We start from the raw sequence: 14,146 nt of genomic DNA, 5'->3' as shown, positions 1-14,146 counted from the left end.
TCCTGAGCGGGGTTCATCGCGGCGAACCGATCGCCGTCCGCGGGTCGGATCGCGGGCCGGGACCCGGCCGTCACGCGTGCCCTCGCGACGATGGGGTAGGGCTCCTCTCACCCGGCAACCGCCGCCGTACCCGACGTCATGACGAGGAGGCCACCGTGGCCGCAACGGTTCACCATCCGATCCCGGCCCAGTTCAAACCCCCGGTGGAGACCGAGGAGGAGTCCCGTCTGTGTGTGTTCAGCGCCGAGACCGTCTGCGCGGAGGCGCCCCTGACCAGCGAGCCGCCGCTACCCGACGCCGAGCCCCTGACCAGCGAACCGCCGCTCGCCGACCTGGCCCCGCTGACCAGTGAGCCGGGGTTGTAGATGAGCGAAGCCCTGGACCCGGGGCTGTGCCGGCTCGCCGAGCTGCACGGCGTCGCCACCTCCTACAGCCCGTCCCCGGACCGTACGGTCGCGGCCTCCGCCGGCGCCGTGACGGCCGCGCTGGCCGCTCTGGGCGTCGACGCGAGCGGCCCGGAGGCCGTCCGCACCGCCCTCGCCGACCGGGAGCGGGACCTCGCCGAACGGCTGCTGCCGCCGACCGTCGTCCACTGGACCGGCTCCGGCGACCCCGCCCTCGGCGTGCCCGCCGGCACCCGGCTTGAGGTGCGGACGGAGGACGGGGAGACCCGGGACGACGTGACGGACCTGCCGACGGGCGTACACCTGCTGACCGCCGCCGCGCCCGACGGCCGTACCGCCCGCGCCCACCTGATCGTCGCCCCCGACCGGCTGCCCACCCCCGCCGGCCGCTCGTACGGACTCCTCGTCCAGCTGTACTCGCTCCTGTCCCGCCGCTCCTGGGGCATGGGCGACCTCGGTGACCTCGCCGACCTGGCCGACTGGGCCGGACGCACCGCCGGGGCCGGATTCGTCCAGGTCAACCCCTTGCACGCGGCCGTACCCGGCCCCCCGACCGACCCCTCCCCGTACCGGCCCTCCTCCCGCCGCTTCCCCGACCCGGTGCATCTGCGGCTGGAGTCCGTCCCCGAGTACGTCCCGGACCCCGCGTTCACCGAACGCGCCGGACGGCTGCGCGCCGCCGTCCTCGACCAGGGCGCCCACATCGACCGGGACGCGGTCTGGGAACTGAAGCGGGAGGCGCTGGAGGCGCTGGCCGCCGTACCGCTCGCCCCCGCCCGGCAGGCCGCCTACGACGCCTTCCGCGCCGAACAGGGGCAGGCCCTGGAGGACCACGCCACCTGGTACGCGCTCGCCGAGCGGCACGGCTCCGACTGGCACCGGTGGCCCGAGGCCCTGCGCGACCCCCGCTCGGCGGAGACCGCCCGGGCCCGCGCCGCACTGCGCGACCGGGTCGCCTTCCACTCCCGGCTCGCCTGGCTCACCGACACCCAGCTCATCGCCGCCCAGCACACCGCCCGCGACGCCGGGATGCCGGTCGGGATCGTGCACGACCTCGCCGTCGGCGTGCACCCCCAGGGCGCGGACGCCTGGGCGCAGCGCGCGTTCTTCGCCGCCGGGATGTCCGTCGGCGCCCCGCCCGACGCCTTCAACGCCCGCGGTCAGGACTGGGGCCTGCCGCCGTGGCGCCCCGACCGCCTCGCCGCCTCCGGCCACGCCCCCTACCGCCAGCTGCTGCGCGCCCTCTTCCGCTACGCCGGCGCCCTGCGCATCGACCATGTGATGGGCCTGTTCCGGCTGTGGTGGGTGCCGGAGGGCCGGCCGCCCACGGAGGGCACCTACGTCCGCTACGACGCCGAGGCCATGCTGGCCCTGCTGGCGCTGGAGGCGACCCGGGCGGGCGCGGTGGTGATCGGGGAGGACCTGGGGACCGTGGAGCCGGGGGTGCGCGAGACGCTCCAGCGGCACGGGGTGCTCGGCACGTCGGTGCTCTGGTTCGAACGGGACTGGGACGGCGACGGCCGCCCGCTCCCCCCGGAGCGCTGGCGCGCCGACTGCCTCGCCACCGCCACCACCCACGACCTGCCGCCCACCGCCGCCCGCCTCACCGGCGAGCACGTCGAACTCCGCGACCGGCTGGGCCTGCTGACCCGCCCGGTGGCCGAGGAGCGGGCGGACGCGGCGGCCGACACGGCGGAGTGGCTGGCCCTGCTGACCGGGCTGGGTCTGCTGGCCGGGTCCGACGCCGGTGACGAGGAGGCCGAGATCCGGGCCGTCCACCGCTTCCTGCTCCGCACCCCGGCCCGCATGATCGGCGTCTGGCTCCCCGACACGGTCGGCGACCGCCGCCCCCAGAACCTCCCCGGCACCTGGGACCAGTACCCGAACTGGCGCCTCCCGATCGCCGACGCGACGGGCCGCCCGGTGACACTGGAGGAGCTGATGGAATCGGGGAGGGTCCGGGCACTCCTGGATGTGTTCCGGTCGGACGACCCGCCCGACCAGGAGGAGGACGGCCGCGCGGTGCCTCTGCCCAGTCCGTCATGAGACCGGCGGCTGACCGTTCGGCCCGCCGGGCGTTCGGCGACGATGCCGCCCAGCCGCGACTTCGGCCCGGTCTGCGTGGGCCGGCTGCTGCCGGCCTCTCGTGTTCGTGCTCACCGCCGGAAAGGCCGGCGACGCGCCCGCCTTCGCGGACGTCATGGGCCGCCTGCGCCTTCCCCGACGGCGAGGGCGGCTCCCGACCAGGGCCTGTCCGATAGGTCGAGTCCTAGTGCAAGTCCAGCTCGCCGACTGTCTGGCCTCCGCTGGTCTCACCCGTCAGACGGAATCCGAGCCCGAGGTAGAAACCTTCGGGGCCACCCGTGCCCGGATGCCAGGTGGTGGTCAGGCAGGTGCCGCCGCGACGGCGGATTTCAGCAGCAACGGACTCGACCGCGAAGCGACCGTACCCTCGGCCCTGCTCGCCATCTGCGATGTTGAGCCGCCAGAGACCGGAACGGATGTCGGTGCCTGTGCCGTCGCCCCTCCAGTCGATGTCGAAGAAGGCCATGAGGAAGCCCACGGGACGGTCACCGTCAAGGATGAGTCGGGGCCAAGCTATGCCGGGATGGAGATACGCCTCGGCCAGAGATTTTACGACTGGAGCGACCAAGTGCTCCTGATCCGGACGAACCCGCAGACCGATCGCGACGTCGAAGTTGGCCGGGGTGATCTGTCCCAGAGACAGTGTGGTCGTCATGCGGGAACCCTAAGCAGCTGCCCGTGCTGCGTCGATCGTGGAGGACCTGGCCCGGGCCCCCCGGCGGAGTCGACGTCGAGATCGACGTCACCCGGCACGACACACTCACCGTTGCCGACTGGGGTCAGAATCTGCAGAAGATCGGTTGTCCCCACTGCGGCGCGCCGATCGATACCGAGGGGTGGGGCGCCTACTCACAGGACCAGTCGTAGTTCTGTGCGTCCAGCGCCATCGGGGACGCACTCGGACATCCAGTGCAGCGAATCAGGGCCCACATCTGACACCCTCAGCCCGCGAGGCCCGACATCACGAGTTCGGCTCCATCGGAACTCACTTCAGTTGCATGAAGGAGCTACCGTGAGTGCAGTGAAACCGGAGTCGAATGAAGAGCAAAGGTGAAGGCGTCGACAGACATGGAAAATCCCCCGAATCAGCCGTGAAAGGTTTCTTGTCGCCCACGGTGCCATCGCGATACCCTTACCCTTCCCAGGGCGCATGATAAATCTTTCACCAATGGGGCCGGTGGAAAGTGACTCTCTCGGACCATTCGCTGTTAACTTTGGCCGACGGGCCGATCGCCGACTCCATGACGTATGAGGAATTTGAGACATCCCTCATTCACGGAATATTGTTCGAGCCGGGCTTCTATCTGGTAGACGCCTATCTATTTGCCTCGGATCACCTCCGGCGTCACATATTTGAATCTGCCGGCGGAGGTATCAGTCTATTTGAGCTGGCGATGAAAGGGGGTGTCATTTCGATCATTTCGCGAGCTCCGGCCTCCGGGTTCCCTCAACTCCTCCAAGTGTTGCAAGGAATGCAGATTCAAAGCCCTTTTGCGCATGGTGCCCGAATCGCCGACCGACTTGCAACCTCCGTCGGGCCTCTCACGAATCCCACGGTGTGGCCAGCGGCGATGGGGGAGAATTACGGATCACTGTTGCGGCGCTGTCTCCGCGGGGACGAACCAGCCGGGTTGGCGCCAGGGGTGTGGCAGGGTACTGAGATACTTCGGTATGAGGCGCTGGACGCGGCCGAGGAGTTGAGTTCACGGCGACCTGGAGCTGCGGGCGGGATCAGGCGGGGCGAGTTGATCCGTGCAGTGGGGGCGGCACTCGGGGTCTTTGACCTCCGGGACCAGGCTGTGACAAATCGTTTCCGGATCATCGATCGGCTGGCATCTGCTGGTTATTCACCAGAGCGGATCATGTTTTATGACAGCTTTTTCGACTGGGCTGATCAGCTGCATCATGTCAATTATGCAAAAGTGCTGGGTATGAGGGCGTCAGTCATCGGCACGGGAGCCCGCGATCTCCCAGTGATACAGACAGCACTGTGCGATGGAACCCGGCATGGGCCGCCACCCGAGTTGAGTAATCACCTGGATTTAGAGGTCCGGGTGCCTAGTGCGCAAACTCTCAGGGGTATGGCGCCGCATGTGATTTTAGAATTACGGAATTACGGCATTGATTGGCGGAGTGCCGCAATGAGATTCATAGAGACCCCCAGTGCGCAATCACGGCATGCCGCAGAGGTCGCTCTCGAGCGGTTCAGTAAGAATTTGCGGGGCGTCACGGGGCAGAATTATTTGGCGCCGGCCAACTTTAAAGCGTTTGCCTTCAAGGCTGCTCCCGCCCTGCTTGCGACGGCTGCTGACGTTATCGCGCCGTCGATAGGCCCGTATCTGACAACCGTGGCCGGCACAGGATACATCGCCTATCAGTACGTGACGAAGAATCGCACGGGGAAGGTTCGTGTTCAGATTCGCTCGGAGTCGAGTTTCGGCTGAGCTCATGCCCATGAACCCAGGCGGAGCCGCGAGCTCTCCTCATCCTGAACTGCTGGCCAGGGAGATCGGTACAAGCGTCGGCGCCAGGGGCCTGTCTTTCATGCGGCGGGACGCGGGGCAGTGCACGGGCATCTGCGGCGTTGTCGTCGGTTGCCGACGCTTCCCATTGACGCCCAGCATCCGCGAGGGGAGAACCGGGGCCACTTCTGCGTTCCGAACCCAGGCCGGTCAAGGGGCCGAGACATCCCTGATCAGGCTCTGCGGCCGATCTCTCGTTCCCGCCGTGCAGCTCCGTGATGGAGGGCTCAGGTCCAGACCTGTTCTGGGGTGCGCGCGGGCACTCACGGCTCAGGGGTCTGGTTCGGGCGACACACACGCCGGTCATGGCGGTTTTCGCACTGTGAAAGGCATGCGGACGACATGTCCGCCAACCGGCACTCAGCAAAGGCCGACCGGGCGGCAGCCCCTCCTGGCAGGGCCGCCGCAGCGCGCGGCGCCGCGTACAGGGACCCCGGACGCGCGCCCCTCAAGTCGGCCCGCTAACTTTGGCAACGTGGACAAGAAGAACGCCCTGCGCGCCGGCGCCCTGGCTGCCGGTACGACGCTGATGATGCTGCTCATGTCGTCCCCTGCCCTCGCGCTCACGCGTGACGACGGCGACGACCCCGGCAAGGGCCTGAGCGTCATCGAGACGCTGGCTCTCTACGTCCTGATCCCGCTCGTGCTGTTCGCGGTCATCGCGGGCCTGGTCATGGTGCTGGACAAGTCCAAGATCCGGGTCACCAAGCCGGGCACGACGAAGGCCAAGGCGAAGGCCTGACCTCCGCTTCTCCGTCGAGGGCGCCGGTCGCCCTCCCTACGTGCCACGACAGGACGTACGGGAGCTGACCGGCGCCCTCGGCGCGTCGCTCAGGGGCTCGGCGCGGTCAGATACCGCTGCAGGGTCGGCCCGAGCCACGCCAGGATCTCCTCCGGCGCCAGCGCCACCACCGGCGGCAGCCGCAGCACGTAACGGGTGAGGGCGAGCCCCATCAGCTGCGCGGCGCACAGCCCCGCCCGTGTCCGCACCTGCTCGGGGTCGGGGCACACCCGCTGGGCCACCGGTACCACCTGCTCCCGGAAGATGCCCTGCAGCCGCTCGGCCCCCGCCTTGTTGGTGATGCCGACCCGCAGCACCGCGGTGAGCTCCTCGTTCGTCTCCCAGACGGTCAGGAAGTGGGACACCAGCGCCCGCCCGACCTCGGTGCGCGGCACCTGGGAGACGTCGGGCATCCGCAGATCGAGCGCGACGGCCGCCGCGAACAGGCCGTCCTTGTTGCCGAAGTAGCGCATGACCATCGACGGGTCGATATGCGCGTCCTTGGCGATGGCGCGGATGGTGGCCCGCTCGTAGCCGTCGGTGGCGAAGCGCTCGCGGGCCGCGGTCAGGATGGCGGTGCGGCTGGCGTCGGAGCGGCGTGCCGCCGAGCCGTTCGTGGGCTCTGTGTTTCTACTGGGGGTGCCGGTCATGCCAACGAGCGTAGGCCAACATCCGTAGGCCAACAAGTGTTGACTACGCGACCGGCGAGCTCTAGTTTGGTCAACGAGCGTTGGCCAACATCTGTTGGCGCGCGCCCGTTGACCAACACCTGTTGGTCAACATCTGTTGGTCAACAAGCGTAGGCATTCAGGAGGTCCCCCATGAACGGCCCGACCGCCGCCCCCGAAACCTCCCGCGTGATCGTCGTCGGCTCCGGTCCCACCGGCCTGCTCCTGGCCGGTGACCTCGCCGTCGCCGGCGTCCCGGTCACCCTCCTGGAGAAGCGGCCCCACAAGACCAGCAACCTCTCCCGCGCCTTCGCCCTGCACGCCCGTGCCCTGGAGCAGCTCGACGCCCGCGCCGTCGCCGACGACCTGGAGGCCGTCGGCCGGCCGCTCACCCGGCTCAACCTCTTCGGCGGCCTCACCATCGACCTCGGCGGCCTCCCCTCCCGTTTCCGGCATGTGCTGGTGCTCCCGCAGTACGAGGTGGAGAAGGTGCTGGAGCGCCGCGCGGTCGAGGCGGGTGTCGACTTCCGCTACGAGTCCGAGGTGACGGGACTGACGCAGGACGCCGACGGGGTCACCGTGCACGTCGAGGGCGCCGAGGACCTGCGCGCCGCGTACGTCGTCGGCGCCGACGGCATGCGCAGTGCCGTGCGGGAGGCGGTCGGGCTGCCGTTCCCGGGACGGTCGGCCATCCGGTCCGTCGTCCTCGCCGACGTGCTGCTCGACGAGAAGCCCGAGACGCTGATCACGGCTGCCGCGGTCGGCGACGCGTTCGCCTTCCTCGTGCCTTTCGGCGACGGCTACTACCGGGTCATCTGCTGGCACCGCGACCGCGACGTCCCCGACCATGAACCGGTCGACCTCGACGAGGTCAGGGAGATCACCCGGCTTGCCCTGGGCCGGGACTTCGGGATGCACGAGGCCCGCTGGATGTCCCGCTTCCACAGCGACGAGCGGCAGGCGCCCCGCTACCGGGTGGGCCGGGTCTTCCTGGCCGGCGACGCGGCGCATGTGCACACCCCGGCCGGCGGCCAGGGCATGAACACCGGTCTGCAGGACGCGGCCAACCTGAGCTGGAAGCTCACCGCCGTCCTGCACGGCCACGCCGCCCCCGGCCTGCTCGACTCCTACCAGGCCGAACGCCACCCCGTCGGCAGGTCGGTCCTGCGCAGCAGCGGCGCGATCGTCCGGCTCGCGATGGCCAAGGGCTGGCAGCTGCCGGTGCGGGCCGCGCTCATCACGGCCGTCGGCCGGCTCGCCCCCGTCCGCCGCAGGGTGATGGGCCAGATCACCGGCGTCGGCTACCGGTATCCGGCCCCGAGGGGCGCCCACCCCTTCACCGGCGCCCGGGTCCCCGACCTCGCCCTGGCCGGTGGCGGCCGGCTCTACGAGGCCCTGCGCGGCGGCCGGTTCGTCCTGGTCGCCCCGGGTCCGTACGACGCGGGCGAGGGGCGCGCGGACCGGCTGGCCGTGGCGCACTGGGCGAGCGACCGCGGTACGACACTGCTGGTGCGCCCCGACGGATACGCGGCCTGGGCGGCGGAGGGCGCCCGGGGCGCGGACATCGAGGCGGCGCTGGCCGCGCACGTCGGCTGAGCGGATCCCACCGGCGGCGGACCGGCTCAGCCGACGGTGAAGTCGGTGACCTCGGTGTCCAGAGTGGTGCGGCCGTCCTTGGCGGTGGCGAGTACGGCGATGTGCCAGGCGCCGTGCGGGGTCGACGCGGCGTCGGCGGTGGACACCACGGCCTTGTACGCGCACCGGGCGGTGTCCGACCCGGCCGGCTCGCAGGTCGCCGACTCCACCTCGGCCATGTCCTTGGCGGTCGGCGGCTTCTCCGCGAACCGGGACTTCTCCGGCCACGCCAGCACCTTCAGGCTCTTCAGCCCGGAGGCCGCGGTGACCTCGGTGGAGAAGGCGAGCGAACCGTCCCGGCCGCCGGCGGGCGCGGTGTAGCGGGCGGTGCTGTGCGCGAAGGCGGGCGGCTGGTCCCCCGCGTAGGCGAGGGCGAAGGCCCCGGCGCCGCCGAGGACGACGACACCGGCGGCGATGGACAGAGCGATACGACGGGACATGACGGGTTCTCCGTGACGGTCTGAGTGCCTCGACTGGATGAACCGGCGCTCTGTGCCGCGCCGTTGCACCGATGCTCGCAACCCATGGGCACCCCGGGCGTGAGCACGGGTACTCAACTCCGCCTGGGTGATCGGGACCCGGGCATCAGGGGACCAGGGGACCAGGGGACTCGGGGGGCACCCTTGACAGTCGCTACGCCGGGAGTTCCCATGGGGACGCCCAACATCCTTACGAGCAAGGAGAGTTGAAATGGCGACCAAGATCGAGATCCGCCCGTTGGACAAGAAGGAGACCACCGGGGACAGCAACTCTCAGGGCGCTTGACCGGAGGGGCCCGCGTGCGGACATCGCCGTCCCGGCGCGCGCTCTACCCGGGCGTCGGCGAACTGGAGCGGCAGGCCCGCACGCTGGTCGCCTTCGCGCCCGGGGTGCTGCGGATGCGGGCGGCCGGGGAGAGCCGGGCCGGCCGGCCGCTGTGGCTGCTGTCCGCCGGGCACGGGGAGCGGCAGCTCCTGACCGTCGCGGGCGCGCACGCCAACGAACCCGTGGGGGGCGCCTCCGCGCTCCGGCTCGCCCGCCTCCTCGCCCACCGGCCCGAGCTGCTCCGCAGGCTCGACTGCACCTGGCATCTGCTGCTCTGTCTCGACCCGGACGGCGCCCGCCTCGCGCACGGCTGGCAGCCCGAGGAACCCGCTCCGTCCCTGGAGGAGTGCCACCGGCACTTCTACCGGCCCGAGTTCGCCTGCCAGCCCGAGTCGCCGCCCGCTCCGGGCACCGGACGGGAACCGCTGCCCGAGTCCGCAGCGCTGGTGCGGGTGCTCGACGAGCTGCGGCCGGTGGCCCAGTTCACCCTGCACGGCATCGAGTTCGGCGGCGCCTTCACCATGCAGACCCGGGAGGTCCCCGGCGCCGCCCGCGCGTTCCGGGAGATCGCCGCCCGGCTGCGGATCCCGCTCGACGACCACCCCTGCGACGGCCCGGACTGGCGTCCGGACCCGCCCGGCGTCCTGCGGCTGCCGCCCGCGAGCAGCGGCAGCGAACGCGACCCGAGCGGGTTCGTCGCCGAGAGCACCTGGCTCCACCCCCGCTGCCACGGCACCCTCACCGCCCTCGTCGAGGCACCCGCCTGGGCCGTCCCCGGCGTGAGCGACTCCCGGCCCGCCCCCGACCCGGAGCGCGCCGTCGGCCGGGCCTGCGACCTGCTGCTGGCCCGGACCCGGGAGCTCGCCGCGCTGCTGGAGCGGGTCCCGGCCGGCGCCGTACCGCACGATCTGCTGCCCCTGCACACCGCCGCCGGGGAACTGCTGCGGGTCGCGCCGTCGCTGGCCGCCGGCTGGGCCGAGGCGGAACACGCGGGCTCCCGCGGCCACTTCGCGACCCTCGACGTCTCCGCCCGCCGTATCCCGCTGCGGGTGGCGGCCATGGCGCGCCGGGCGCTGGCCCGTACCGAGCCCGCGACCGCCGACGCGCTCGCGGACCTGGTGCGCGAGTGGTGCCGGGAACTCGACAAGGCCTGCGAGCCGCGCTGGATCCCGGTGTCCGCGCAGACCGGACTGCATGTGCGCACGATGCTGGACCTCGCCGCACGCCTGTGCACATGACGGAGGGGGCGCCGGAGCATCCGCCCCGGCGCCCCCTCCGTCGTATCGTCGGCTACTCGGCCGCCGCGTCCGCCGCCTGGGCCCGCAGGGCGCGCTCGACACCCGAGCGGGACTCCGAGACGAGACGGGCCAGACCCGCGTTCGGCTGGGCCGCGGCCAGCCAGGTGTCCGTCTTGGCGACGGTCTCCTCGGAGACCTGGAGGGCCGGGTAGAGGCCGATCGCGATCTGCTGGGCGATCTCGTGGGAGCGGCTGTCCCACACCGACTTCAGGATCTCGAAGTACCGGTCCGTGTACGGCGCCAGCAGCTCACGCTGGTCGGTCTGGACGAAGCCGTTGATCACCGCCTCCTGCACGGCGTTCGGCAGCTTGTCGGAGTCGATGACCGACGCCCACGCCTCGGCCTTCGCCTCCTCGGTCGGACGGGCGGCGCGGCTGGTGGCCGCGTGGCGCTCGCCGGCGGCCGTCCTGTCCCGCTCGTACTCGGAGGCGATGTCCTCCTCGTCGAAGTGCCCGACCGACACGAGCCGCTCGACGAACGCCCAGCGCAGCTCGGTGTCGACGACCAGACCCTCGATCGTCGTCGCGCCGTCCAGCAGGGCGTCCAGCAGATCCACCTGTTCCGGGGTGCGCGCGGTCGCCGCGAACGCCCGCGCCCAGGCCAGCTGGTGGTCGCTGCCGGGCTCGGCGGCGCGCAGGTGGGCCAGGGTGGCGTCGGTCCAGCGGGTCAGCAGCGCCTCACGGGCGGTCGGGTCGGCGTACAGGTCGATCGCCAGCTTCACCTGCCGCTGGAGCGACTGCACGACGCCGATGTCCGACTCCTTGCCGATGCCGGACAGCACCAGGGACAGGTAGTCGCGGGTGGCGAGTTCGGCGTCCCGGGTCATGTCCCAGGCCGACGCCCAGCACAGGGCGCGGGGCAGGGAGGACTCGAAGTCGCCCAGGTGCTCCGTCACGAACTGCAGCGACTGCTCGTCCAGGCGGACCTTCGCGTACGACAGGTCGTCGTCGTTGAGCAGGAACACCGCCGGACGGCGGCGGCCGGCCAGCTGCGGTACGGCGGTCAGCTCGCCGTCCACGTCCAGCTCGATGCGGTCGGCGCGGACCAGCTTGCCGGTGGCCTCGTCCAGGTCGTACAGGCCGACCGCGATCCGGTGCGGACGCAGCGTCGGCTCGCCCTTCGCACCGGTGGGCAGCGCCGGGGCCTCCTGGCGGATGGCGAAGGAGTTGATGACACCATCGGCGTCCGTCTCGACCTCCGGGCGCAGGATGTTGATCCCGGCGGTCTGGAGCCACTTCTTCGACCAGGTGCTCAGGTCACGCCCGGAGGTCTCCTCCAGGGCGCCCAGCAGGTCGGACAGGCGCGTGTTGCCGTACGCGTGACGCTTGAAGTACGCCTGTACGCCCTTGAAGAACTCGTCCATGCCGACGTAGGCGACGAGCTGCTTCAGGACGGACGCGCCCTTGGCGTAGGTGATGCCGTCGAAGTTGACGAGGACGTCGTCCAGGTCGCGGATCTCGGCCATGATCGGGTGCGTGGAGGGCAGCTGGTCCTGCCGGTACGCCCAGGTCTTCATGGAGTTGGCGAACGTCGTCCACGAGTGCGGCCAGCGCGAGCCGGGCGCGTACGCCTGGCAGGCGATGGAGGTGTAGGTGGCGAACGACTCGTTCAGCCACAGGTCGTTCCACCACTCCATGGTGACCAGGTCGCCGAACCACATGTGGGCCAGCTCGTGCAGGATGGTCTCGGCGCGCGTCTCGTACGCCGCGTCGGTCACCTTGGACCGGAAGACGTACTGGTCGCGGATGGTCACCGCGCCCGCGTTCTCCATCGCGCCCGCGTTGAACTCCGGCACGAACAGCTGGTCGTACTTCTTGAACGGGTACGCGTAGTCGAACTTCTCCTGGAACCAGTCGAAGCCCTGCCGGGTCACCTCGAAGATCGCGTCCGAGTCGAGGAACTCGGCGAGCGAGGGCCGGCAGTAGATGCCGAGCGGCACGCTCTGGCCGTCCTTCTCGTACACGCTGTGCACGGAGTGGTACGGGCCGACGATCAGCGCGGTGATGTACGAGGAGATGCGCGGCGTGGGCTCGAAGACCCAGACGTCGTCCTTGGGCTCGGGCGTCGGCGAGTTCGAGATGACGGTCCAGCCGCTGGGCGCCTTCACCGTGAACTGGAAGGTCGCCTTGAGGTCCGGCTGCTCGAAGCTGGCGAAGACCCGGCGGGCGTCCGGCACCTCGAACTGGGTGTAGAGGTAGGCCTGCTCGTCGACCGGGTCGACGAACCGGTGCAGGCCCTCGCCCGTGTTGGTGTACGCGCAGTCGGCCACGACCCGCAGGACGTTGCGGCCGGCCAGCAGGCCCGGCAGCGCGATCCGGGAGTCCTCGAAGACCTCGGCCGCGTCGAGCGGGTCGCCGTTGAGGGTGATCTCGTGGACCGCCGGGGCCACCAGGTCGATGAAGGAAGCGGCGCCTGCTTCGGCGACGTCGAAGCGCACCGTGGTCACGGACCGGTAGGTGCCGCCCTCCTGCGCGCCGGAGAGGTCGAGATCGATCTCGTACGAGTCAACGGTGAGCAGCTTCGCCCGCTGCCGCGCCTCTTCGCGAGTCAGGTTTGTGCCAGGCACGCGGTCATCTCCTCGTTATGTGTGGGTTGCGCCATCCTTCCACGACGGCCCGGCCGCGGGCGACGAGGGAAAACCCCAGAGATCGCCCGGACGGAGGTGTCAGGCGGCCGTCGTGCCGCCGGCGACCGGCATCGCCGCGCCGGTGACGAAGGAGGAGCGGTCGCTGCACGGCCACAGCGCGGCCTCGGCGACCTCGGCGGGGCCGGCCATCCGTTTCTGGAGCGTCTCGCCCTCGAACCGCTCCCGCAGCTCCGGCATGGCCGGCACCCCCTGAGGCGTCCGGCCCCCCTACTTCGCGGACAGTTCTTCCGCCACCAGCTCCGCGATCTGCACGGCGTTCAGCGCAGCCCCCTTGCGGAGGTTGTCGTTGGAGATGAACAGGGCCAGACCGTTCTCGACCGTCTCGTCACGCCGGATCCGGCCGACGTACGACGGGTCCTGGCCGGCCGCCTGCAACGGCGTCGGGATGTCGGAGAGCTCGACGCCCGGCGCGTCCGCGAGCAGCTCGGTCGCGCGCTCGGGGCTGATCGGGCGGGCGAACCGGGCGTTGACCTGGAGGGAGTGACCGGAGAACACCGGGACGCGGACACAGGTGCCGGAGACCTTCAGCCCGGGGAGTTCCAGGATCTTGCGGGACTCGTTGCGCAGCTTCTGCTCCTCGTCGGTCTCGTTCAGACCGTCGTCGACGAGGTTGCCGGCGAAGGGGAGGACGTTGAAGGCGATGGGCCGCTTGTAGACCTGCGGCTCGGGGAAGTCGACCGCCCCGCCGTCGTGCGTGAGCTTGTCCGCGTCGGCGGCGACCTTCTGCACCTGCCCGTGCAGTTCCGCGACGCCCGCCAGACCGGAGCCGGAGACCGCCTGGTAGGTGGTGGCGACCAGCGCCTGAAGGCCCGCCTCCGCGTCCAGCACCTTCAGGACCGGCATCGCGGCCATCGTGGTGCAGTTCGGGTTGGCGATGATGCCCTTGGGGCGGTCGGCGATCGCGTGCGGGTTGACCTCGGAGACGACCAGCGGGACCTCGGGGTCCTTGCGCCAGGCGGAGGAGTTGTCGATGACGACGGCACCCTGGGCGGCGACCTTCTCCGCGAGCGCCCTGGAGGTGGCCCCGCCCGCCGAGAACAGCACGATGTCCAGGCCGGTGTAGTCGGCGGTCGCCGCGTCCTCCACCGTCACGCCGTCCAGCACGGTCCCGGCGGAGCGGGCCGAGGCGAACAGCCGCAGCTCGGTGACCGGGAAGTCGCGCTCCGTGAGGATCCCGCGCATGACCGTGCCGACCTGACCGGTGGCTCCGACGATTCCGACCCTCACGGTGACTCCCTCTGCATACGTTGACGTGTGTCTGCGGCCTTTCCATCATGCGGCCGACCCGGGTCAGCCTGTCCA

The 14,146-nt window shown here is 70.7% G+C and carries 12 protein-coding genes; 6 read left to right on the top strand and 6 right to left on the bottom strand.

Annotated features, from left to right (window positions below):
• Nucleotides 1-155: 155 nt before the first annotated feature.
• Together ACZ5K7_RS03745 and malQ are read left to right on the top strand one after the other, a co-directional pair.
• Nucleotides 156-365 carry a hypothetical protein gene (locus ACZ5K7_RS03745; RefSeq protein WP_450971620.1) on the top strand — a complete coding sequence of 70 codons (210 nt, stop codon included), beginning with the start codon at nt 156-158 and terminating at the stop codon, nt 363-365.
• On the top strand, nt 366-2,450 hold the full coding sequence (gene malQ, locus ACZ5K7_RS03740) for a 4-alpha-glucanotransferase (protein ID WP_468910048.1): 2,085 nt from the start codon (nt 366-368) through the stop codon (nt 2,448-2,450).
• A 223-nt stretch (nt 2,451-2,673) separates the two neighbouring features.
• Here the strand turns inward: malQ and ACZ5K7_RS03735 are convergent, their stop codons facing one another.
• Nucleotides 2,674-3,144, bottom strand: coding sequence for a GNAT family N-acetyltransferase (locus tag ACZ5K7_RS03735; protein ID WP_468910045.1), 471 nt, complete (start codon nt 3,142-3,144; stop codon nt 2,674-2,676).
• A gap of 586 nt (nt 3,145-3,730) precedes the next feature.
• On the opposite strand from ACZ5K7_RS03735, the gene ACZ5K7_RS03730 reads away from it, so the two are divergent.
• Nucleotides 3,731-4,933, top strand: coding sequence for a hypothetical protein (locus ACZ5K7_RS03730; protein ID WP_468910042.1), 1,203 nt, complete (start codon nt 3,731-3,733; stop codon nt 4,931-4,933).
• Between the two features lie 553 nt (nt 4,934-5,486).
• A complete protein-coding gene (locus ACZ5K7_RS03725) occupies nt 5,487-5,753 on the top strand; it encodes a hypothetical protein (protein WP_351690994.1) in 267 nt (88 codons plus the stop codon).
• An 89-nt stretch (nt 5,754-5,842) separates the two neighbouring features.
• On the opposite strand, the gene ACZ5K7_RS03720 is transcribed toward ACZ5K7_RS03725, so the two are convergent.
• Nucleotides 5,843-6,442 (bottom strand): TetR/AcrR family transcriptional regulator, encoded by a 600-nt coding sequence (locus ACZ5K7_RS03720; protein WP_468910040.1) that lies wholly within the window; start codon nt 6,440-6,442, stop codon nt 5,843-5,845.
• A 171-nt stretch (nt 6,443-6,613) separates the two neighbouring features.
• Between ACZ5K7_RS03720 and ACZ5K7_RS03715 the strand changes: the two genes are divergently transcribed.
• Entirely contained in the window at nt 6,614-8,056 is a 1,443-nt protein-coding gene (locus ACZ5K7_RS03715; protein ID WP_468910038.1) for an FAD-dependent monooxygenase, read from the top strand.
• Nucleotides 8,057-8,082: 26 nt separating this feature from the next.
• Here the strand turns inward: ACZ5K7_RS03715 and ACZ5K7_RS03710 are convergent, their stop codons facing one another.
• Complete coding sequence (locus tag ACZ5K7_RS03710) at nt 8,083-8,535, bottom strand: DUF5707 domain-containing protein (RefSeq protein WP_468910035.1); 453 nt, start codon at nt 8,533-8,535, stop codon at nt 8,083-8,085.
• Nucleotides 8,536-8,874: 339 nt separating this feature from the next.
• On the opposite strand from ACZ5K7_RS03710, the gene ACZ5K7_RS03705 reads away from it, so the two are divergent.
• Nucleotides 8,875-10,137: a M14 family zinc carboxypeptidase gene (locus tag ACZ5K7_RS03705; protein ID WP_468910032.1), complete on the top strand. Its 1,263-nt coding sequence runs from the start codon at nt 8,875-8,877 to the stop codon at nt 10,135-10,137.
• Nucleotides 10,138-10,189: 52 nt separating this feature from the next.
• On the opposite strand, the gene pepN is transcribed toward ACZ5K7_RS03705, so the two are convergent.
• The 3 genes from pepN to ACZ5K7_RS03690 form a co-directional block, all read right to left on the bottom strand.
• Nucleotides 10,190-12,763: an aminopeptidase N gene (gene pepN, locus ACZ5K7_RS03700; RefSeq protein ID WP_468910030.1), complete on the bottom strand. Its 2,574-nt coding sequence runs from the start codon at nt 12,761-12,763 to the stop codon at nt 10,190-10,192.
• Between the two features lie 99 nt (nt 12,764-12,862).
• Nucleotides 12,863-13,030, bottom strand: a complete 168-nt coding sequence (locus ACZ5K7_RS03695) for an SDR family oxidoreductase (protein WP_468910027.1) — start codon at nt 13,028-13,030, stop codon at nt 12,863-12,865.
• A 21-nt stretch (nt 13,031-13,051) separates the two neighbouring features.
• The gene (locus ACZ5K7_RS03690; RefSeq protein ID WP_351691007.1) at nt 13,052-14,071 is read right to left on the bottom strand and encodes an aspartate-semialdehyde dehydrogenase; all 1,020 of its coding nucleotides are present in this window, start codon (nt 14,069-14,071) and stop codon (nt 13,052-13,054) included.
• Between the last annotated feature and the right edge of the window lie 75 nt (nt 14,072-14,146).

Source organism: Streptomyces sp. NPDC031497 (assembly GCF_055580905.1).
Note: the sequence above shows the minus strand (reverse complement) of the source record. Positions and strands in the feature narration are given on the sequence as shown.

Coding starts and splice junctions, on each gene's coding strand:
- malQ (WP_468910048.1), top strand. CDS start 366: ATGAGCGAAGCCCTGGACCCGGGGCTGTGCCGGCTCGCCGAGCTGCAC.
- ACZ5K7_RS03735 (WP_468910045.1), bottom strand. CDS start 3,144: ATGACGACCACACTGTCTCTGGGACAGATCACCCCGGCCAACTTCGAC.
- ACZ5K7_RS03730 (WP_468910042.1), top strand. CDS start 3,731: ATGACGTATGAGGAATTTGAGACATCCCTCATTCACGGAATATTGTTC.
- ACZ5K7_RS03720 (WP_468910040.1), bottom strand. CDS start 6,442: ATGACCGGCACCCCCAGTAGAAACACAGAGCCCACGAACGGCTCGGCG.
- ACZ5K7_RS03715 (WP_468910038.1), top strand. CDS start 6,614: ATGAACGGCCCGACCGCCGCCCCCGAAACCTCCCGCGTGATCGTCGTC.
- ACZ5K7_RS03710 (WP_468910035.1), bottom strand. CDS start 8,535: ATGTCCCGTCGTATCGCTCTGTCCATCGCCGCCGGTGTCGTCGTCCTC.